20 protein-coding genes are annotated in these 21,024 nt (G+C 61.7%); 15 read left to right on the top strand and 5 right to left on the bottom strand.

Annotated features, from left to right (window positions below; translation table 11 throughout):
• Positions 1-82: 82 nt before the first annotated feature.
• Both GA0061103_RS03595 and GA0061103_RS03590 read right to left on the bottom strand, forming a co-directional pair.
• On the bottom strand, positions 83-772 hold the full coding sequence (locus GA0061103_RS03595; protein WP_167376516.1) for a CoA transferase subunit B: 690 nt from the start codon (positions 770-772) through the stop codon (positions 83-85).
• Complete coding sequence (locus GA0061103_RS03590) at positions 769-1,476, bottom strand: 3-oxoacid CoA-transferase subunit A (RefSeq protein WP_092707148.1); 708 nt, start codon at positions 1,474-1,476, stop codon at positions 769-771. Before GA0061103_RS03590 ends, GA0061103_RS03595 begins: the two co-directional genes overlap by 4 nt.
• 152 nt (positions 1,477-1,628) lie before the next feature.
• On the opposite strand from GA0061103_RS03590, the gene GA0061103_RS03585 reads away from it, so the two are divergent.
• Positions 1,629-2,384, top strand: coding sequence for an IclR family transcriptional regulator domain-containing protein (locus GA0061103_RS03585; protein ID WP_092707146.1), 756 nt, complete (start codon positions 1,629-1,631; stop codon positions 2,382-2,384).
• 218 nt (positions 2,385-2,602) lie between these two features.
• Here GA0061103_RS03585 and GA0061103_RS03580 read toward each other — a convergent pair whose 3' ends face one another.
• The gene (locus tag GA0061103_RS03580; RefSeq protein WP_092707144.1) at positions 2,603-3,490 is read right to left on the bottom strand and encodes a helix-turn-helix domain-containing protein; all 888 of its coding nucleotides are present in this window, start codon (positions 3,488-3,490) and stop codon (positions 2,603-2,605) included.
• Positions 3,491-3,603: 113 nt separating this feature from the next.
• Here GA0061103_RS03580 and pobA point away from each other — a divergent pair, with 113 nt between their 5' ends.
• The gene (pobA, locus tag GA0061103_RS03575) at positions 3,604-4,776 is read left to right on the top strand and encodes a 4-hydroxybenzoate 3-monooxygenase (protein WP_092708592.1); all 1,173 of its coding nucleotides are present in this window, start codon (positions 3,604-3,606) and stop codon (positions 4,774-4,776) included.
• Between the two features lie 25 nt (positions 4,777-4,801).
• Here the strand turns inward: pobA and GA0061103_RS03570 are convergent, their stop codons facing one another.
• Positions 4,802-5,860 (bottom strand): alpha/beta hydrolase family protein, encoded by a 1,059-nt coding sequence (locus GA0061103_RS03570; protein ID WP_092707142.1) that lies wholly within the window; start codon positions 5,858-5,860, stop codon positions 4,802-4,804.
• Between the two features lie 90 nt (positions 5,861-5,950).
• Between GA0061103_RS03570 and GA0061103_RS03565 the strand changes: the two genes are divergently transcribed.
• A complete protein-coding gene (locus tag GA0061103_RS03565; protein WP_092707140.1) occupies positions 5,951-6,739 on the top strand; it encodes a LytTR family DNA-binding domain-containing protein in 789 nt (262 codons plus the stop codon).
• A gap of 186 nt (positions 6,740-6,925) precedes the next feature.
• Here the strand turns inward: GA0061103_RS03565 and pcaQ are convergent, their stop codons facing one another.
• Positions 6,926-7,852 (bottom strand): pca operon transcription factor PcaQ, encoded by a 927-nt coding sequence (gene pcaQ / locus GA0061103_RS03560; protein ID WP_092707138.1) that lies wholly within the window; start codon positions 7,850-7,852, stop codon positions 6,926-6,928.
• Positions 7,853-7,946: 94 nt separating this feature from the next.
• On the opposite strand from pcaQ, the gene pcaD reads away from it, so the two are divergent.
• From pcaD to GA0061103_RS03500, 12 genes are all read left to right on the top strand, one after another.
• Positions 7,947-8,753: a 3-oxoadipate enol-lactonase gene (pcaD, locus tag GA0061103_RS03555; protein WP_092707136.1), complete on the top strand. Its 807-nt coding sequence runs from the start codon at positions 7,947-7,949 to the stop codon at positions 8,751-8,753.
• The gene (pcaC, locus tag GA0061103_RS03550) at positions 8,753-9,157 is read left to right on the top strand and encodes a 4-carboxymuconolactone decarboxylase (protein ID WP_092707134.1); all 405 of its coding nucleotides are present in this window, start codon (positions 8,753-8,755) and stop codon (positions 9,155-9,157) included. The genes pcaD and pcaC overlap by 1 nt, the downstream gene beginning before the upstream one ends.
• Positions 9,158-9,169: 12 nt before the next feature.
• Complete coding sequence (gene pcaH / locus GA0061103_RS03545; RefSeq protein WP_092707132.1) at positions 9,170-9,919, top strand: protocatechuate 3,4-dioxygenase subunit beta; 750 nt, start codon at positions 9,170-9,172, stop codon at positions 9,917-9,919.
• Positions 9,919-10,533 (top strand): protocatechuate 3,4-dioxygenase subunit alpha, encoded by a 615-nt coding sequence (gene pcaG / locus GA0061103_RS03540; RefSeq protein ID WP_092707130.1) that lies wholly within the window; start codon positions 9,919-9,921, stop codon positions 10,531-10,533. Before pcaH ends, pcaG begins: the two co-directional genes overlap by 1 nt.
• Before the next feature lie 3 nt (positions 10,534-10,536).
• Entirely contained in the window at positions 10,537-11,589 is a 1,053-nt protein-coding gene (locus GA0061103_RS03535) for a 3-carboxy-cis,cis-muconate cycloisomerase (RefSeq protein WP_092707128.1), read from the top strand.
• A 144-nt stretch (positions 11,590-11,733) separates the two neighbouring features.
• A complete protein-coding gene (locus GA0061103_RS03530) occupies positions 11,734-12,906 on the top strand; it encodes an ABC transporter substrate-binding protein (protein ID WP_092707126.1) in 1,173 nt (390 codons plus the stop codon).
• A gap of 92 nt (positions 12,907-12,998) precedes the next feature.
• On the top strand, positions 12,999-13,862 hold the full coding sequence (locus GA0061103_RS03525; RefSeq protein ID WP_092707124.1) for a branched-chain amino acid ABC transporter permease: 864 nt from the start codon (positions 12,999-13,001) through the stop codon (positions 13,860-13,862).
• Between the two features lies 1 nt (position 13,863).
• Positions 13,864-14,868 (top strand): branched-chain amino acid ABC transporter permease, encoded by a 1,005-nt coding sequence (locus GA0061103_RS03520; RefSeq protein ID WP_092707122.1) that lies wholly within the window; start codon positions 13,864-13,866, stop codon positions 14,866-14,868.
• Positions 14,865-15,629: an ABC transporter ATP-binding protein gene (locus GA0061103_RS03515; RefSeq protein WP_092707120.1), complete on the top strand. Its 765-nt coding sequence runs from the start codon at positions 14,865-14,867 to the stop codon at positions 15,627-15,629. The genes GA0061103_RS03520 and GA0061103_RS03515 overlap by 4 nt, the downstream gene beginning before the upstream one ends.
• A complete protein-coding gene (locus tag GA0061103_RS03510) occupies positions 15,610-16,326 on the top strand; it encodes an ABC transporter ATP-binding protein (RefSeq protein WP_092707118.1) in 717 nt (238 codons plus the stop codon). The genes GA0061103_RS03515 and GA0061103_RS03510 overlap by 20 nt, the downstream gene beginning before the upstream one ends.
• 167 nt (positions 16,327-16,493) lie before the next feature.
• Positions 16,494-17,180: an alpha/beta hydrolase gene (locus GA0061103_RS03505; RefSeq protein ID WP_092707116.1), complete on the top strand. Its 687-nt coding sequence runs from the start codon at positions 16,494-16,496 to the stop codon at positions 17,178-17,180.
• A 180-nt stretch (positions 17,181-17,360) separates the two neighbouring features.
• Entirely contained in the window at positions 17,361-20,987 is a 3,627-nt protein-coding gene (locus tag GA0061103_RS03500) for a hydantoinase B/oxoprolinase family protein (protein WP_092708589.1), read from the top strand.
• Positions 20,988-21,024 lie beyond the last annotated feature (37 nt).

The raw sequence follows: 21,024 nt of genomic DNA, 5'->3' as shown, positions 1-21,024 counted from the left end.
ATCTACGGCGATTACGATAACGACTTGCGAATTATTATAAGCTTAAAGCATATCGGGCGAACCTGAAAGATGGCAGCGCGCTTTAAAGCGTCGGCACGACGAGGTCGGCAACGGGGCGGTCTGTATGCAACGGCGCACCGGTCATCGCCTGCAGTTCGTCCATCGTCATCGCAGCGAGCTTTTCGCGCACGACGAAACCCTCCTTGGCAATGTCGATGACTGCATGGCTCGTATAGATGCGGGTGATGCAGCCGACACCAGTCAGCGGGAACGTGCAGGCCTCCACCAGTTTCGGCTTGCCGTCCTTGGTCACATGCTCGGTGATGACGAAAACCTGCTTGGCGCCGTGCACCAGGTCCATGGCGCCGCCGACGGCAGGCACGCCCTTCGAGCCGACGCGCCAGTTGGCGAGGTCGCCATTCTGCGCCACCTGATAGGCGCCGAGGATCGCGATATCGAGATGGCCGCCGCGCACCATGGCGAAGCTATCGGCGTGATGGAAGAAGGAGGCGCCCGGCTTCAGCGTGACGGCCTTCTTGCCGGCGTTGATCAGATCCCAATCTTCCTCGCCTTCCGCCGGCGGCTCGCCGAAATTCAGGATGCCGTTTTCGGTGTGGAAGATTGCCTGACGACCTGGAGGCTGGTAGCGGGCGACCATTTCCGGAAAACCGATGCCGAGGTTCACATAGGCGCCATCTTCGATATCCTGAGCCGCCCGCCAGGCGATCTGGGCATTAGAGAGCTTGATGTCTTCGCGTGTGTCGATGGTCATACGTATGCCACTCCGGCTCGAATGAGATTTTCTTCCTGTTGGGGATCAGCGACTTCCACGACGCCGTTGACGAAGATGCCGGGGGTAATGATGTGCTCCGGATCGAGCTCGCCGGCGGCAACGATTTTCGAGACCTGCGCGATCGTCCTGGTCGCGGCCATGCACATCAGCGGATTAAAATTGCGGCCTGCCTTGTTGTAGATGAGATTGCCCTGCACATCGCCGACTTCAGCCTTGACGATGGCGAAATCGGCCTTGAGCCAGCGCTCCTGAACATAATGACGGCCGTCGAATTCCGCGATGACCTTGCCGTTGGCGAGTTCGGTGCCGTAGGCGGTCGGCGTATAAAAAGCCGGGATGCCGGCGCCGCCGGCACGGATGCGTTCAGCGAGGGTCCCTTGAGGCACCAGCTCCAGCTCGATTTCGCCGGCCAGATAGCGGTCGGTGAAGGCGCGCGGATCGGATGAGCGTGGGAAGGAGCAGATCATCTTCCTGACCATGCCCGCGTCGATCATCGCCGCGATGCCGATCCGTCCGTTGCCGGCATTGTTGTTGATGACGGTCAGGTTTTTTGGGCCCTTGTCTATCAGCGCATGGATGAGTTCGATCGGCGCCCCGGAGCCGCCGAATCCGCCGATCATGACGGTGGCGCCGTCGCCGATGTCGGAGACGGCGGCTGCCGTGCTCGCAATTGTCTTGTCCATGCGGATTCTCCCATTTGCCATCGCCGGCGGATTAAGACGATCCGTCCTCTTCTTTCGAATAGATCAGCATGGGCTGGGCGGCAATCATTTTGTGCGTTATTTGACATTTGTTCATATATCGCACAAAATAAAGCCAAAATTGAGGATCTGAAATGCGCGAAACGGATTTCGTCAGCGGCTTTGCCAAGGGATTGAAAGTCATCGAGGCCTTCGGCGAGACGCGGCAGCGCCTGACGATCGCCGAAGCATCGAAGCTGACCGGGCTCGATCGCGCCACCGTTCGCCGCTCGCTGCTGACACTCTCCGAACTCGGCTATGCTGTTTATGACGGAAAATTCTTCACGCTGACGCCGAAGATCCTTCGGCTCGGCCATGCCTATCTTGCCGCAACGCCGCTGCCGATCATCATCCAGCCGTATCTCGATCGGCTGGCCGAGCGCGCCGGGCAGAACGCTTCGGCCTCGGTGCTCGACGGGACGGAAGTCGTCTATATCGCCCGCGCCTCCCAGCGCCGGGTGATGTCGATCAACCTGACGCCGGGCAGCCGCCTTCCAGCCTTCTGCGCTTCAATGGGCCGTGTTCTGCTGGCCGCTTTGCCGGAAAGCGAGGCGCGCGCGGTGCTTGGGCGGACCGATCTCAAGGCGAACACGCCGAATACCAAGACCGATCCCGAGGAGTTGATCGCCGAGTTCCGCCGGGTGCGGGAACAGGGCTATGCCGTCATCGACCAGGAGCTGGAAATCGGCCTTTGCTCGATCGCCGTGCCGGTGGAAAACGATCGCGGCCAGACCGTGGCGGCGATCAATATCGGGGCTCCAGCCGCTTATGTCGCCGCTGCCGAGATGGCGGAGCGGTTTCTGCCGCTACTGAAGGAAACGCAGAAGGCGCTGCGGCTGGTGCTGCCGTAGTCTTTGAGGCTTAGGGGCCATCCTCGTCCTTCGATAAGCTCAGGATGAGGATGGAGCAAGCGCGAAGGGATAGAGCAAGCAGTGCTTTTGCCGCCGCTTACGGTCCTTGACGATGGTGGCGGAGCGAGAAGACCAGCCCCATGGTGAGGAGGCCCAAAGGGCCGTCTCGAACCACGAGGGCGGGTGATCGCCTGATTTTTTCGCTCAGATTGCCATGCTCACATCCCCAGCCTCTCCCGCTCCCCGATGCGCCAAGCCCGCGGCGTTTCACCCGTCTGCTTGACGAAGAAGCGTGAGAAATAGGCGGGATCGGCAAAGCCGAGGCGATAGCTGATTTCCTGGACGGTCGCGAAGGTGAAGACCAGTTCGCGCTTGGCCTCATCCAGCAGCTTGCGTGAAATCAGTTCATGCGCGCCGTGTCCCGTCCGGCTGCGCACGATGCGGCTGAGATGGGCAGGGGAAATGCCGAGGCTTTCAGCATAGAAGGCGGCCGGCTTGTGCGAGCGGAAGTGGCGCTGGATGAGGCCTTGCAGCATCTCCATGCGGCGCTCGCTCTCGTCGCCCGGATTGGAGCCTTCATCGGCCTTTTGGGCAATCCGGGCCGTCAGCAGCAATGTGGATGTCAGATAGGCTTCGAGCAGATCGTTGCGGCCGTTGCGGTGGCTGGCAAATTCCTCGCCCAGGCGTCTCAGCGTGCTGGCGACGTGGGCCGCGTCGTCGTCGCGGGTGTCGAGCAAGGTCAGATGCGGATCGGCAAGCCATGCTCCGAGCCTGCTGCGATCGCCGGGAGACACCTTCAGATGCGAGATCAGCACCGTGATGACAAAGCCGTCTATATCGCGCGAAAACCGGAAGCCGTGATTGAGGTGCGGCGGCACGGTAATAACGGCGGGTGGCGTGATGGCATGGGAAATTCCGTCAAAGACGGCATCGCCCGAGCCGGCATCTATGTACAAGATCTGGAAAAAGCTCTCATGCCGATGTGGACGGATTTCCCAGTGATGGAGGCTGCTGCGGGAGGGGATCGTCTCGCAATGCAGCCAGAAATCAGGCTTTCGGCCGGTATTTTCGCCATAGAGCTCATAGGTCGGCACGTTCTTCGCCATGGCACTCCTCCCTCGCCATGTTCGATTTGTGCAATTTCATGACCGAAATGTCCATTGCGGATCTGCGATGCGGCGAACAGACTCGAAGCAAGAAATACGCATGGGAGGAGACGATGCGCACTCAAGTCGCCATTATCGGTTCGGGGCCGTCCGGGCTGCTGCTCGGCCAGTTGCTGACGGAGGCCGGCATCGACAATGTCATTCTCGATCGTGTTGGCAAGGATTACATTCTCGGCCGCGTCCGCGCAGGGGTTCTCGAGGAAGGCACGGTGCGGCTGCTGGATCAGGCGAAGGCCAGCGCGCGCCTGCATGCCGAGGGCCTGCCGCATGATGGTTTCTCCCTTGCCTTCGATGGACGCGATCATCGCATCGATCTTCATGGTCTCACGGGTGGCAAGCGGGTTGTCATCTACGGCCAGACGGAGATGACCCGAGACCTGATGGCCCGCCGCGAGGAAAGTGGCGCTCCGAGCATCTACAGCGCTGCCAATGTCCAGCCTCACGATTTCGATGGCGATACGCCCTATCTGACCTACGAGAAGGATGGCGTTTCCCATCGCATCGATTGTGATTTCATCGCCGGCTGCGACGGCTTTCATGGCGTCAGCCGCAAATCGGTTCCGGAAAAGGCGATCCGCAGCTTCGAGAAGGTCTACCCCTTCGGCTGGCTCGGCATGCTGGCGGAAGTGGCGCCCGTCAATCACGAGCTGATCTATGCCAACCATCCCCGCGGCTTTGCGCTCTGCTCGATGCGGTCGATGACGCGCAGCCGCTATTACATACAGTGTCCGCTCGACGAAAAGGTCGAGGACTGGAGCGACGACCGCTTCTGGGACGAGCTGCGCCGTCGACTGCCGGCCCACCATGCCGAGGCTTTGGTCACCGCACCCTCTTTTGAAAAGTCGATCGCGCCGCTGCGCTCCTTCGTCGCCGAACCCATGCGTTTTGGCCGTCTGTTCCTCGTTGGCGATGCCGCCCATATCGTGCCGCCGACCGGCGCCAAAGGGCTCAATCTGGCGGCGAGCGACGTGCATTACCTGTTTTCAGGTCTCGCCGAACATTATCAGGATCGCTCCAATGCGGCGCTGGACGCCTATTCCGCCCGCGCGCTTGCCCGGGTCTGGAAGGCTGTGCGCTTCTCCTGGTGGATGACGACGATGATGCATCGCTTTCCCGATACAAATGATTTCGACCAGAAGATCCAGGAAGCCGAACTCGATTATCTCACCCATTCGCGCGCTGCCTCGACCGCGCTGGCGGAGAATTATGTCGGCCTGCCGTTCTAGGCAAAAGAATTACGGCGATACGCTTCTATTGATCCCATTCGGTGCGCGTGAGCGCGCGATCGAAGAATGCCGGGATTTCTTCGCCAAGTTGCTTCAGAAATTCCGTGCGATCGAAGCCGGGCGGGTTGGCGCTGATGTCGCCATCCAATGTCTGAATCGGGGCGCTCGCTGTGTTCATGAAGGCGAAATGCCCGGCATTGGCGATGACGCGATAGGCAGCTCCGGGAATGTTCTGCCCGATCCATGCAGCGTGAAAGCGTGGCGGCAGCCAGCGGTCCTTTTCCGCGGCGTAGATCAAGGCCGGCACGGTGATGGCCCTCAGGGATTGCTCGGTGAACATGACGCCGACGGGCGCCATGGCGACGATCGCGCGGATACGCGGATCGGCGGCCGACTCGAGCACAAGTGGCGCCTGCATTTGGCTGATGTCGCGGACCATGCCGCAAGAGATCGGGTCTTCCGCGGCGTCCTTCGCGCAATGGGCGCCGAACTGGGATAGATCGACCCGCCCTCCCGCCAAGGCAACCACTGTGTAGCCGCCGGCCGAGTGCCCGGCGGCACCGATCCGCGGACCTTTGGCATCCGTCGCGATGCGGTCCTTCCATTCGGGATCCGCAAGCAGCGCGTCGATCAGGCGCGAGACCTGGCGGGGCCGCTCCGTGAAGTAGGTGCCCAGCGGCTTTTGCCACAGCGAACCGTCCTGGTAATTGTCGCCCGGGTGACGCAGCGCCGCCACTAGATAGCCGTCCCGCGCGAGGGCCTCGGCCAAGCTGCTCTGGCCGAATTCCGAGCCGCCGGTCCCGTGGCTGATCACGATGAGGCCTTTGGTCTTTGCCTCCGGAGCGGCCATGGGGGTCGCACGGACCGTGAATGACCCCACCATGATCGCGCGCGTGGGCGCCTGCGTCGGGTAGTACAGAGCGACCGGGATCTTCTCGGAATTCGTGATGGAGGGGGGCACCTCGTAGGGCCGCCAGCCTGCCTCGGCTGCTCTTGCTGCGCCGAAGAGCAGGCCCATCACCATCGGTATGCTGCAGAACAGCAAGGCGCCCGAGCGCAGCCGCTTGTAAATCGCTGATGTCATTGATCCACCTCTTATGAGCCGCTATCCTGTTAGGTAAGGGCAGCCGAGCAGGTCGAGCCCGATTTCGCGAACGGTAGGGTTTATTCGCCAGTGACCATTCCCGGCCTCCTCTCGGCGACTGCGCCCCTTCAGTGGCGCCGTCCCGCCGTCATCTTGCTCCCGCTGGTCGTCGCGGCAGCGCTCGCCGTAACGGGTGCGTTCGGTACCTATGTCAGCATGACGCTTCCGCTTCGCCTGTTGCATTTCGTCGGGGTCGCCATTGCCATCTGCGCGATCATCTTTGCGCTCTGCGGAATCGTTCAGCGATTTTGGTTCGATGGTGCATTGCCGTTTTGGGCGATGCTCGCGATTGGCGCCATCACGGCTCCCGCCGGCGGCTGGATCGTTCTCGAGGCCTTGGGCTTATCGGCGCCTCGGGCGCTCTCGCACGTCACCTATGCCGAGCTGACCACCCAGGTGCTGCTGTCCAACCTCGCGATCGGAAGTCTCGGCTGGACCTTGCTCCGGCAATCCCGCCCACAGAGCACCGCATGCGAGGCGCAGCAGCCGCCACATCCGAATACCGACCAAGCGTTGCGCGCGAAGCTTCCGGTCGGAATCCGCAGCGCCGCCATCCTCGCCCTGAGCGCCGAAGACCATTACGTCAGGGTATGGACCGACCGTGGCGAGGCCTTGATCTTGATGAATCTGGCGGCCGCAATTGCGGCGCTCGGCGAGAAGGCTGGCGTGCGTGTCCATCGCTCGCATTGGGTGTCGCGTCGGCTTGCCGAAAAGGCGTCGATGGAAGGCTGCCGGCGCAGCATCCGCGTTGATGACGATACGGTGCTGCCGATCAGCCGTTCGGGACGAAAGCTGCTGAACAAGGTCTGGACGGGCTAAAGGAGTCCGGCTGGAGTTGCGGCAATGGTGCATTCAATCCATGTTAGATGCGTCGCGCCGATTAGCAGCCGAATGCGCTTCATCTGCGCCTGCGACAGCCAAAATGAATCGCTCATGACGGCTCCTGTTCGCCGCCATGGAATCAATCCCGCACTCATCATGCAAGAAATTTGATTGGTCGTGAGCCTAGAGCTTCCTGGCGACTTCGCTCGCCGCTTCCCGGATCGTCTGCATCAGGATCGACAAAGGCAAGGTGGGGATAGCGTCCGTGCGCATGGTCAATCCCACCGGCCCCTTCGTCTCGCTGGTGTCGATCGGCAGCAGTGCCAGCAAGCCGTCATCGACATCGCCGGCCACGACGCCGGCCGATATGATCCAGATGGCATCGCTTTTGCGAACGAAGGCGCGGCCGAAGGAGTCGGACACCGTCTCGATCTGGTTGGGCAGTCCGCCGGCGCCGTTGGCGATCAAAAAGCTCTCGACGAAGGGGCGGATGATCGAGCCGCGCGTCGGCATAAGGATCGTGTAGCGGTTGAGATCGGAAAACAGCGACTGCTTGGCGGAAAGCAGCGGATGGCCGGCCCGGACAGCGAAGACGACCTGTTCGGAATAGAGATGCTCGAAGGAAAAGCCTGTCATCTTGTCGGGGCTTGCCAATCGGCCGACGACGAGATCGAGGTCGCCGATGCGCAGTTGCTCCAGCAACACCGCGTTCTCGCCAGTGACGATCTTGATGCGACTCCAGGTCTCCTCCTTGAGAAACAGGTCCATCGCTCGCGGCATGATGCGTGTCGAGACCGTCGGCAGCGCGCCGACGCGGATCGGTGGCGCTTCGCCGGACCGTTCCTGCGAAACGGAATCGAGACCCTGCCGGAGCGCCGTCAGCGCAGCACCCGCATGGCGGAGAAAGACTTCGCCGTAGCGGGTGATGCGGATGCCACGCCCGTCGCGCTCGAAGACGTCGACTCCGAGCGCCTCTTCCAGCTCGCGGATCGTCTTGGTCACCGCCGGCTGGCTCACGTTCAGCAAGCCGGCCGCCTTGATCACGCTTTTCTGGCGTGCAACCTCGACAAAGGTCTGCAGATGGCGGAACTTGATGCGTGCGTCGAGCATGCTCACTCATAACCGTGGAGTTATCGTAGAGCAAAGAAATATCATTTTACCTAACCAGATTATACATCCAATCTCGCGTCCGAGGAGATTTCCAGTGCAGTTTGCCCGCATCAACGACGTCACGATCCACTATCAGATCATTGGCGGCCCCGCCGACAAGCCGGTTCTTGTCTTTGCCAATTCGCTCGGCACCGATTTCCGGATCTGGCGGGACGTGATCGTGCGTCTGGCGGGCGATTTCGCCATCGTGCTTTACGACAAGCGCGGCCACGGCCTCTCCGATCTCGGCCAGCTGCCTTACTCGATCGAGGATCATGCCACCGATCTTGCCGGCCTGCTCGATTTCCTCTCGGTCAAGAATGCTATCATCTGCGGCCTGTCCGTCGGCGGGCTGATCGCGCAGTCGCTCTATCAGCGGCGTCCGGATTTGGTGCGGGCGCTGATCCTCTGCGACACCGCCCACAAGATCGGCACGGCCGACAGCTGGAACGCCCGCATCGCCAAGGTCGAGGCTGACGGTATCGAATCGATCGTCGATGCGGTCATGGAGCGCTGGTTCACGCCCGCCTTCCGCCGCCCGGAAAACATCGCCTTCGCCGGCTATTGCAACATGCTGATCCGCCAGCCGGTCGCAGGCTATGCCGCCACTTGCGCGGCACTTCGGGATGCCGATCTCACGGAAGCCGCGGCCAAGATCGCGGTGCCCACCATCTGCATCGTCGGCGATCAGGACGGCTCGACCCCGCCCGAGCTGGTGCTATCGACGGCAAAGCTCATTCCGAATGCACGCTATGAAGTGATCAAGGACGCGGGCCATATCCCCTGCGTCGAACAACCCGAGACGTTGACCGAAGTCATCCGTGCCTTCATCGACGTCGTCCTGCGTGGAGAACAAGCCTGATGAATGACCCCACCGCGCCATCCGGGCGTTATCTGCAGGGCATGGCGACACGCCGCGCTGTGCTCGGCGACGGCCATGTCGATCGCGCCCAGCAGGCTGTGACGGAGTTCGACCAGCCTTTCCAGGAGCTGATCACCGAAGCGGCTTGGGGCCATGTCTGGTCGCGCCCGACGCTGAGCCGCCGCGAGCGCTCCATCGTGACGATCGCGCTGCTGGCGGCACTCGGCCAGGACGACGAGGTGGCGATGCATGTGCGGGCCACAAGCAATACCGGCGCCACGCGCGACGACGTCTGCGAGGCGCTTCTGCATGTGGCGATCTATGCCGGCGTGCCGGCGGCAAACCATGCGATCAAGATCGCCAAGCAGGTTTTTGAACAGATGGACGCCGAACAGGCGGCATGAAGCGAGGCAGACATGTCCGATAGAAGCAACAGCAAGCCCGAGACCGGCGCCTTTTTCGCGAGAAACCGCGCCTGGCATCCGCCGGCTTTTGCGCCGGGTTACAAGACCTCCGTGCTGCGCTCGCCACAGCGCGCATTGCTGTCGCTCGACGGCACGATCTCGGAAATCACCGGGCCGGTCTTTGGCCATTCCATACTGAACGAACTCGACAATGACCTGATCCATAATTTTGCCAAGCCCGGCGAGAGCGCCATCGGAGAGCGGATTATCGTGCATGGCCGCGTGCTCGATGAGCGCGGCCGGCCGGTGCCGGGTGTCCTGCTCGAATTCTGGCAGGCCAACGCCGGCGGCCGTTACCGCCACAAGAAGGAAACCTACCTCGCGGCGATTGACCCGAATTTCGGCGGCTGCGGCCGCGCCATCAGCGATGACGAAGGTCGCTACGCTTTTCGCACCATCCGTCCCGGCGCCTATCCCTGGCCGAACGGCGTCAACGACTGGCGCCCCGCGCATATTCACTTCTCCGTCTTCGGCCACGGCTTTGCGCAACGGCTGATCACGCAGATGTATTTCGAGGGCGATCCGATGATCTGGAAATGTCCGATCGTCGGGACCATCCCCGACAAGCAGGCGATCGAGCAGCTGATTGCGCCGCTCGACTGGGGCAACACGATCCCGATGGATGCCCGCGCCTATAAATTCGATATCGTGCTGCGCGGTCGCCGTTCGACCCTGTTCGAGAACCGGCTGGAGGGCAATTGATGGTACAGGAACTCGGCTACCTCAAGGAAACGCCGTCGCAGACGGCAGGCCCTTATGTCCACATCGGCCTGACGCCGAACTACAGCGAGATCGGCGGCGTCTACGAAACCGATCTCGGCTCCACCATGGTCAACGACAAGACGCTCGGCGAGCGTATCACGGTGACGGGCAGGGTCCTCGATGGCGCGGGAGCGCCGGTCAAGGATGCTGTCCTCGAAATCTGGCAGGCCGACAGCGCCGGCTTCTACAACAGCCCCTCCGAGCTTCGCGGCACGGCCGATCCGAATTTTACCGGCTGGGGGCGTTGTCCGACCAATTCGGTCGACGGCGTCTTCCGCTTCGAGACCATCAAGCCCGGCCGCGTTCCCTTCAAGGACGGCCGCAGGATGGCGCCGCACATCACCGTCTGGATCGTCGCCCGCGGCATCAACATCGGCCTGCACACCCGCATGTATTTTCCGGAGGAAGCTGCCGCCAACGCGGAAGATCCATTGCTTGCCCGTATCGAACACAAGGAGCGGTTGGCAACGCTGATCGCTCACAAGGAAGGCTCCGGCTACACCTTTGATGTCCATTTGCAGGGCGACAAAGAGACGGTTTTCCTCGATATATAGGCCATGAGCGTTTCTCCTTTCGATCACCCCTTTCTGTCCGGTCTCCTCGGTGACGAGGAGATTTCGGCCTACTTCTCGGCCAAGGTGGATATCCGCGCGATGCTCGCCTTCGAAGCGGCGCTTGCCAAGGTGGAGGCCCAGCATGGACTGATCCCACGGACTGCGGCTGACCATATCGCCGATATCTGCGCGGATTTCGATCCCGATCTGCAGAGCCTGAAGGCGGCGACCGCGTCCGACGGCGTTGTCGTGCCCGATCTTGTCAGGCAGCTGCGCAAGGCGGTCGGTGAGGATGCCGGCAAACATGTCCACTTCGGCGCGACAAGCCAGGACGTCATCGACACCAGCCTGATGCTGCGACTGAAGGCAGCCACCTTTATTCTGAGCGGCCGTCTCTTCGCCGTATCGTCTGCGCTTGCCAAACTGGATGAGCGCTTCGGGTCGAACAGGCTGATGGGCCGAACCCGGATGCAGGCGGCAATCGCGATCACCGTCTCCGATCGGCTGCGGGCATGGCAGCATCCGCTCGATCAGTATCGCGATCGACTGACGCAGGAACACTTCCCGTTGCAGTTCGGCGGTGCGGCGGGCACGCTCGAAAAATTCGGCGGGAAAGCGGCCGAAATCAGGGGTTCGCTTGCGCAGGCGCTTGGATTGACAGATGAGCCGCAATGGCAAAGCCAAAGGGCGCGCATTGCCGAGCTGTCGGGATTGCTCTCCATGATTTCGGGCAGCCTCGGCAAAATCGGCCAGGACGTCGCCCTTATGGCGCAGGCGGGCGACGAGATCGAACTTGCCGGCGGCGGTGGCTCCTCCGCCATGCCGCACAAGCAAAACCCGGTCGCCGCCGAAACGCTTGTCACGCTTGCCCGCTTCAATGCCGTTCAACTTTCGGGCATTCATCAATCGCTGGTGCACGAGCAGGAGCGCTCTGGCGCCGCCTGGACGTTGGAATGGCTGCTGCTGCCGCCTATGGTGGTGGCGACGGCGGCATCCCTGCGTCATGCCCTGCAATTGATCGGCATGATCAAGCGCCTGGGAGCTGCAGCGGAGTAGGATATTTACCGCTAATCATAACCGACTAGGTATGGATGGAAGGTTTTATTTCATTTTACATCACCTTTTCCTATGAGAAATTGGCGATGATCAGGATTTAAACGATCAAGGGCGGCACAAGAAACGGCTGCCGGGAGGAGAAAAATGAAACGGTTTATCTTGGCCGCCCTTGCGGCCGTTGCCCTTGGTGGCTCTGCCTATGCCGACACGATCAAGGTTGGTGTCATCGGTCCGTTTTCCGGCCCGTTCGCCTTGCAGGGCAAGAATTTCAAGGCCGGCATCGACGCCTATATGGCAATGAACGGCAAGAAGGTCGGCAATGACGAGGTGGAGGTGATCTACCGCGACGTGCCGCAGGCCGATCCAGCCCAGTCGAAGGCGCTGGCCCAGGAACTCGTCGTCAAGGAGAAAGTTCAGTATCTCGCCGGCTTCTACTTCACGCCGGATGCGATGGCCGTGACGCCGATCCTCAAGCAGGCCAATGTGCCGATGGTGATCTTCAATGCCGCGACATCGGCGATCGTCACCAAGAGCCCGCTGGTCGTGCGCACCTCGTTCACGACCTGGCAGACATCGACCCCGATCGCCAAGGTCGCCTATGACGGCGGCGTGAAGAAGGTCATCTCGGTCGTCAGCGATTACGGCCCAGGTGTCGATGCCGAAAATGCCTTCAAGGCCGGCTTCGAAAAGCAGGGCGGCGAAGTGGTGCAGGCAATCCGCATGCCGCTGTCGACCAACGATTTCAGCCCGATCATGCAGCGCATCAAGGATTCCGGCGCGCAGGGCGTCTTCGCTTTCCTGCCCTCCGGCCCGACGACCCTCGGCTTCGTCAAGGCGTATAATGAAAATGGCTTGAAGGCTGCCGGCATCAAGCTCTTCGCGCCGGGTGACCTGACGCAGGAATCCGATCTGCCGGCGCTCGGCGATGCGGCACTCGGCATGCAGACGACCTTCCACTATGCGATTTCGCATGACTCGCCGGAAAACAAGGCCTTCGTCGCCGCCGCCGACAAGGCAATCGGCAACCCGGCCGAGCTGACCTTCCCGGCCGTTGGCGCTTTCGACGGCATGCATGTCATCTACAAGATGATCGAGGCGACCGGCGGTAAGCAGGATGCGCAGAAGGCCGTCGATGCCGTCAAGGGCCTGTCCTGGGTCAGCCCGCGCGGCCCGGTCACCATCGATGCCGAAAGCCGGCATATCACGCAGAACATCTATCTGCGCGAAGTCGCCAAGGGCGACGATGGCAAATACTACAACAAGGAAGTCCAGACCTTCGAGAAGCAGGGCGATCCTGGCCTTGCGGCAGCGAAGTAGGACGCTTCTGAACCAGACCGCCTGAACGGAAGGTCTCCGTTCAGGCGTGTGACCAAAGCGGCCGCGCAACACCAAACGGACCAGCGATATCAATGCAAACCGTGCTCAGCATAGCAGTCGATGCCCTCGCTTACGGCATGGTGCTGTTCGTCATCTCGATCGGCCTTTCCGTCACCATGGGGCTGATGCGCGTCGTCAATCTTGCCCACGGCGCTTTTGCCATGATCGGCGGTTATATCGCCTCCTATGCGGCGCGCGATCTAGGTCTGGGCTACGGCGCGGCCGTGCTACTGGCTGTCGCCGGCACGGTCATCATCTCTATCCCGATCGAACGGCTGCTCTATCGCCGCATCTATGGTGCGCCTGAGCTGACGCAGGTGCTGATGACGATCGGCATCACCTTCTGCATCATCGGCATCGCCAACTATGTCTTCGGCCCGACCCTGAAGACCATACCTTTGCCGAACAGCCTGCAAGGCTCGGTCGATCTCGGCTTCCGCACTATCGGCACCCATCGCATCTTCGCGATCGCCTGCGGCCTCATCGTCGCTTTGGCATTGTGGTACACGATCGAGAAGACCTCCTTCGGCGTCAAGCTGCGCGCCTCCGTCGACAATGCCGCGATGGCCGCTGCCCTCGGGGTTCGCACAGAGATCGTCTACGCGGTCAGCTTCGCCATTGCCGTTGGACTTGCCGCCTTTGGCGGCGTGGTGGGGGCGGAACTGCTGCCGGTCGAGCCCTATTATGCCCTGCGCTATATGGTGACCTTCCTCGTGGTCGTTTCCGTCGGCGGCGCCGGTTCCATCTCCGGCGCGCTGCTCGCCTGTCTCATTCTCGGCTGCATCGACACGACGGGTCGTTACCTCATGCCGGAATATGGAGAATTCTTCTTCTATCTGGCCGTCATTGCCATTGTCTGCGTCTTCCCGCGCGGCTTTGCCGGGAGAATGAAGTAACATGGCCCTGACGCTTGAAAGAGAGGCCGCTCCGACCGTGACCAGACATCGTACATTTGGGCAGGATATCATCGCGGTCGCGGTCATCGTCCTGTTGGCCGCCGCGGGTTACCTGTTGTTTCCGGATAATCTCGCGCTTCTCACCCGGCTGATCGCGATCGCGCTTCTCGTCCTGTCGCTCGATCTCGTCACCGGCTATTGCGGTGTGGCGACCCTTGGTCACGCGGCACTGTTCGGCGCCGGCGCCTACGCAGCCGGCATCGCCTCGGCCCATTACGGCATCAACGATCCGCTGCTGATGACGCTTGCCGGCATCGCGGGCGGTGCCGTTGCCGGCTTGGTCTGTTCCATCGTGATTTTGAGGGCGCACGGCCTGCCGCAGCTCGTGCTCTCGATCGCGCTGATCTACCTCTTCCACGAATTCGCCAACAAGGCTTCGAGCTGGACCGGCGGCAGCGACGGGTTGTCCGGCATTTCGGCCGATCCTCTGTTCGGTGTTTTCGAGTTCGATCTCTATGGGCACACGGCTTATCTCTACGGCGTCGCGCTATTGCTGATCGTGCTCGTGCTTTTGCGCTTTCTCGTCCGTTCGCCCTTCGGCATGCTCTGCCGCGGCATCCGGCAGGACCCGCTGCGCATCCGCGCCATGGGCGCGTCGCCGAAAGCGGCGCTCGTGAAGATGTATGTCATTTCCGGCGCTGTTGCCGGCATCGGTGGCGCCTTGACCGCGATCTCGACGCAGGTCGTCGGCCTCGACAGCCTGTCCTTCACGCAATCGGCCGAAGCACTGGTCATGCTCGTGCTCGGCGGCACCGGTTCGCTGTTCGGCGCCCTTGTCGGGACGCTGATCTTCATGCTGTTCGAGGATTATGTCTCTGCCGCCAATCCCTTCCATTGGCTGACGATCGTCGGCGCGCTTCTGATCCTCGTCGTTCTGTTCGCACCAAAGGGTATCTACGGCACGGCCGCTGCCTATGTGGTTCGTCGCAGGGAGGCGCGGGCATGAGCGCGATTTTCGAGGTCAGCAATCTGAAGAAGGCGTTCGGCGGCCTGACGGTGACGAACAATGTCAGCCTGTCGATGGCGCCGAGCGACCGCGTGGCTTTGATCGGCCCGAACGGCGCCGGCAAGACCAGCTTCGTCAATCTCGTGACGGGCAACCTACAGGCCGATTCCGGCGAGGTGCGTATCGCCGGGCAGAACGTCAACAAGGTCGATGCCATCGGCCGCGTCCGGCGCGGGCTGGTGCGCTCGTTTCAGGTGACGCGGTTGTTTCAGGACATGACGCCGGCCGAGCATGTCGGCATGGCGGTGCTGCAGCGGACGGGGCGCTCCGGCCGTATGTTTGGCAATTTCCTCGCCATGCGCGATGTCATGGCCGAGACGGAGAAGCTGCTCGGCACGCTTGGGCTTGCGGCACTTGCGCACCGCAAGGTCAGCGAAATCGCCTATGGCCAGCAGCGGCTCCTGGAGATTGCCGTTGCCATGGCGCTGAAGCCGAAGGTGCTCTTGCTTGACGAACCCGCCGCTGGCGTGCCGCAGAGCGATACCGGCCGCATCGAGCAGGCGCTGGCCGATCTGCCCGCAGATCTCGCCGTGCTGATGATCGAACATGACATGGACCTCGTCTTCCGCTTTGCCAAACGGGTGGTGGTGCTCGCCGCCGGCACGATCATATTCGACGGGTCGCCGAAAGACGTGACGCAGGATGCGCGTGTGCGCGAAGCCTATCTGGGGAGCTACGCCAATGCCGGCCACGCCGCTTGAAGTGGAAAATCTGTCGGCCGGTTATGGTCCGACGCGCGTGCTGGAAGGGGTTTCTTTTTCCGTGCCGGCCGGCGGCCGGCTTGCCGTGCTCGGCCGCAACGGCATGGGCAAGAGCACGTTGCTCGCCACCCTTGCCGGCCAGACCCGTCGTTATGACGGTCGCATCCGGCTGGGTTCGGCTGATATTGCCGGCCTGCCGAGCGCCAGGCGTGCCCACCAAGGCCTCGGCTACGTACCGCAGACGCGCGACGTCTTTCCGACGCTGACAGTCGAGGAAAATCTCTCCGTTGGGCTGAAAGGGCGGCCGAAGAGCGCCCTGCAGGAAGCCTACGATATGTTCCCGCGGCTGAAAGAGCGCCGCAGAAACCTCGGCGGCCAGCTTTCCGGCGGAGAGCAGCAGATGTTGTCGACTGCCCGCACCATCCTCGGCAAGCCCTCCGTCCTGCTTCTGGACGAACCGCTGGAAGGGCTGGCCCCCGTCATCTGCGAAGAACTGATGGCGGCCTTCGCCAAGCTCGCCAAGGCGGGCGACATGACAATCCTGCTGGTGGAACAGCGCATCCAGAGCGCGCTGGATTTTGCCAGCGACGTCATCATTCTCGAGCGCGGCCGGCTGGCCTGGAAGGGGACGCCCGAGGCACTTGCGAGCGACCATCATGTCGTCGAACGCCTGCTCGGCGTCGGTGGCCTGCACTAAAAGAAAACCGCTCAAAACAAGTTGACGCTGTCGCGACCCAAAGCCTATCGTTCCCTTCTGGATCGTAGTCTGAAGCCGCATGGCGTGACCGAAGGCATGATGCGATGCCGGCGCCTAGACCGATGCAGATACAGGGAAGACTTGTCCTTACATCTTTGGAGGAAGAGATGCCTGACAAACCTGCAATCGTCCTGGTTCATGGTTTCTGGGGTGGCGCGGCTCATTGGTCGAAAGTGATCCTCGAGCTCAACCGCCTTGGTTACACCGATCTGCACGCGGTCGAAAATCCGTTGACCTCGCTTGCCGACGACGCCGAACGCACCCGCAAGATGGTCAAACAAATATCCGGGCCTGTCGTCCTCGTCGGCCACTCCTATGGCGGCGCGGTCATAACCGAGGCGGGCGATCTGCCGAACATAAAGGCTTTGGTCTACATCGCAGCCTTTGCGCCGGATGCAGGAGAAAGCCCAGGCGGCATCAGCCAGGCAAAGCCACCGGCCGCTTTCGAGAACATTGCGCCCGACAGCGACGGCTATCTCTGGATCAAGCCTGACAAATTCCGGGATAGTTTCTGCCAGGATCTGACGGCGGATGAAGCGCTCATCATGGCCGTGACACAGAAAGCTCCGCTTGGAAGCACCTTCGGCGATACCGTCTCCGACCCGGCCTGGAAGAAGAAGCCCTGCTATTATCAGGTGTCCACGGCGGATCGCATGATACATCCGGACAATGAGAGAATGATGGCCGCGCGCATGAAGCCGGTGAAGCAGATCGAACTGGATGCGAGCCATGCCTCTCTCGCCTCGCATCCGGTCGACGTTGCGGCATTGATTGTCGAGGCTGCCAAAAGCTGAGGCGTAAGTTCAGAGCTAAAACCGGCATGATATGTGCGAGAGCGACGAGCCTTGAGTTCGCCGCTCCTGCCAGAATGCGGATTTGGCTGGGTATCCAATCCAATTCATGTTGACGACAAAACGTTGACAATTTATCGATATATTATCATCGTTGTTGGCGTCGTTCTGCTGGAGGCGGGTTTGTCGGAGAATAGTTCGGGTTGTTGGGATTTCTGGATCGATCGCGGCGGTACGTTCACCGACGTTGTCGGGCGCGATCCGTCTGGTGCTCTCCATGCTCGCAAGGTCCTTTCGGAAAATCCCGAGGCCTATCGCGACGCCGCCGTTCACGGTATCCGCCTGCATCTTGGTCTCGGTAAGGGCGAGCCGGTTCCCGAAGGCACCATCGGCGAGGTGCGCATGGGCACGACGGTCGCCACCAATGCGCTGCTCGAGCGCAAGGGCGAGCGCCTTGCTCTGGTGACGACCAGGGGTTTCCGCGACGCGCTGCGCATCGGCTATCAGGAGCGCAAGAAGATCTTCGCGACCGAGATCGTCAAGCCGGAAGCGCTTTACGAAGATGTCGTCGAGATCGAGGAACGCGTGCTTGCCGACGGCACGGTCGAGCTCGCTCTGGACGAAAAGGTTGCTGAAGCCGCGCTGCGCGACCTTCTTGCCAAGGGATACCGCTCCGTCGCCATCGTCTTCATGCATGCCTATAAATTTCCGGCGCATGAGGCCGCGGTCGCCAAAATTGCGCGAGCCATCGGTTTCGAGCAAGTCTCCGTCAGCCACGAGGTTTCGCCGCTGATCAAGCTCGTCGGCCGTGGTGATACCGCTGTGATAGACGCCTATCTCTCGCCGGTGCTTGGCCGCTATATCGGCCAAGTCTGCGATGAGCTCGATGTCGAGCGCACTGGTGCGCGCGTCATGTTCATGATGTCGTCGGGCGGCTTGACCGCTGCTGATATGTTCCAGGGCAAGGATGCCATCCTCTCCGGCCCGGCCGGCGGTGTGGTCGGCCTTGCAAAGACCGGCGAACAGGCGGGCTTTGCCAATGTTATCGGCTTCGACATGGGGGGCACCTCCACGGATGTTGCTCATTTCGACGGCGAATATGAGCGTACCTTCGAGACGGAAGTGGCGGGCGTGCGCGTCCGTGCGCCGATGATGCTCATCCATACCGTGGCCGCAGGCGGTGGCTCGATCCTGCATTTCGATGGCGATCGCTTCCGCGTCGGTCCGGATTCCGCCGGTGCCTTTCCAGGCCCGGCCTGTTACCGCAATGGCGGCCCACTGGCTGTCACCGATGCGAATGTCATGGCCGGCAAGTTGCTACCGGAATTCTTCCCCTCCATCTTCGGGCCAAACCAAGATCAGCCGCTCGATGTCGAGACCGTGCGCGCCAAGTTCGCGGCGCTCGCAGCCGAAATCGGCGATGGACGGAGCCCGGAAGACGTCGCCGATGGCTTCATCCGCATCGCCGTCGCCAATATGGTCGAGGCGATCAAGAAGATCTCGGTGCAGCGCGGCTATGATGTGACGCGCTACGCGCTCAACTGCTTCGGCGGCGCCGGCGGGCAGCATGCCTGCCTGGTGGCCGATGCGCTTGGGATGAAGAGCATTCTTTTGCATCCTATGTCCGGCCTTCTGTCCGCCTATGGCATGGGCCTTGCTGATATCAGGGCCACGCGCCAGAAGGCGCTCGGCGTTTCCCTCGATGATGCCGCCCCCGCCGCCATCGCATCGCTTGGCGGCGAATTGCGCGGCGAATGCGTGCCCGAGCTGGAGGCGCAGGGCGTTGCAACGAGTGAGATCAAGACGATCCAGCGCGCTCATATCCGCTATGCCGGCACCGATACCCTGTTGGCGGTCGAGACGACTTTCCCGGAGATCGATGCCCCTGCGCGGCTACGCAGCCAGTTTGAGACGCTGCACAAGCGCCGCTTCGGCTTCGTTGCCGAGGACAAGCCTCTGGTCGTTGAGGCCGTCGAAATCGAAACGATCGGCGGCGCGGCTGCCGATGTCATGGTCGAACTGGACGCTGTCGTCGAGGGTGAAGCACAAGCCGCACGGCGCACATCCTTCTATTCTGGCGGCGCAAGCCATGACGCCGCCGTCGTCCTGCGTCGGGCGATCAACCCCGGCCAGACTGTTACCGGCCCGGCCATCATCATAGAGCCGAACCAGACGATCGTCATCGAGGACGGCTGGCAGGCGCAGCTGACCGCGAGGGATCATATCGTTCTCAAGCGCATCAAGGCGCTGCCGGAGCGCAATGCCATCGGCACCAAGGCCGATCCCGTCATGCTGGAGATCTTCAACAATCTCTTCATGTCGATCGCCGAGCAGATGGGCATGACGCTGCAGAACACCGCCTATTCGGTCAACATTAAGGAGCGGCTGGATTTCTCCTGCGCCGTCTTCGATGCCGAAGGCAATCTGGTCGCCAACGCGCCGCATATGCCGGTTCATCTGGGCTCCATGGATGCCTCGGTCGCAACCGCGATCCGTGAAAACGCAGTCATCCATCCGGGCGACGTCTTCCTCATAAACGCGCCCTACAATGGCGGCACGCATCTGCCCGACCTCACCGTCTGCACGCCAGTGTTCGACGATGCCGGCCAGACGATCCGCTTCTGGGTCGCGAGCCGCGGCCATCACGCCGATATCGGCGGTATCTCGCCGGGATCGATGTCACCGCTCGCCACCCATATCGAGGAAGAAGGCGTCTATATCGACAATTTCAAGCTGCTCGATCGCGGCCGCTTCTGTGAGGCGGAGCTTACCAAGCTGCTGACGGGTGCCTGCTATCCGGTGCGCACGCTCGCGCAGAACATCAACGATCTCAAGGCCCAGGTCGCCGCCAACGAAAAGGGCGTGGCCGAGCTGAAGAAGATGATCGCGCTTTTCGGCGAGGATGTCGTCGACGCCTATATGGGTCACGTTCAGGACAATGCCGCCGAGAGCGTGCGCCGCGTCCTCGACCGTCTCTCGGATGGCGAATTCAGCTATGAGATGGATCAGGGCTGCAAGATCGTCGTCAGGATTTCGATCGACAAGGACAAGCGCGAGGCAACGGTCGATTTCACCGGCACGTCGGCGCAGCGCCCGGATAATTTCAATGCGCCGCAGCCGGTCACCCGCGCTGCCGTGCTTTATGTCTTCCGTGTTCTGGTCGAGGCGGATATTCCGATGAATGCCGGCTGCCTCCGGCCGATCCGCATTGTCATCCCTGAAGGAACGATGCTGACGCCGAAATATCCGGCCGCCGTCGTCGCCGGCAATGTCGAAGTCAGCCAGGCCGTGACCAACTGCCTGTTCGGCGCGGTCGAGGCGCTTGCCGCTGCTCAGGGAACCATGAACAATCTGACCTTCGGCAACGAGACCTATCAGTACTACGAGACGATCTGCTCCGGTGCGCCAGCCGGTCCGGGTTTCAATGGTGCCGATGCCGTTCACACGCACATGACCAATTCGCGCCTGACCGATCCCGAAATCCTCGAGACGCGTTTCCCAGTCGTACTGGAGGATTTCCACATCCGTCCGAATTCCGGCGGGCGTGGCAAGTGGAACTCCGGCAACGGCACGCAGCGCACCATCCGTACGCGTGAGAAGCTGGAATTTGCCGTTCTTTCCGGCCATCGGCGGGTGGCGCCCTTCGGTGTCAAGGGCGGTGAAGCCGGGCAGACCGGCCGCAACTATGTGCGCCGCAACGATGGCAAGATCGAAGAACTGATCGGCTCGGCGCATACCGTACTCGAGGCGGGCGAGGCCTTCACAGTCGTCACGCCCACCGGCGGCGGCTATGGGAAGCGGGACGCATAGGAACAGGATCGCAAAGCCGGGCGATAACCGACCGCTC

The organism is Martinezella multihospitum (genome assembly GCF_900094585.1).
Lineage (GTDB): Bacteria > Pseudomonadota > Alphaproteobacteria > Rhizobiales > Rhizobiaceae > Rhizobium > Rhizobium multihospitium.
This window is presented reverse-complemented; position numbering and strand designations above follow the sequence as displayed.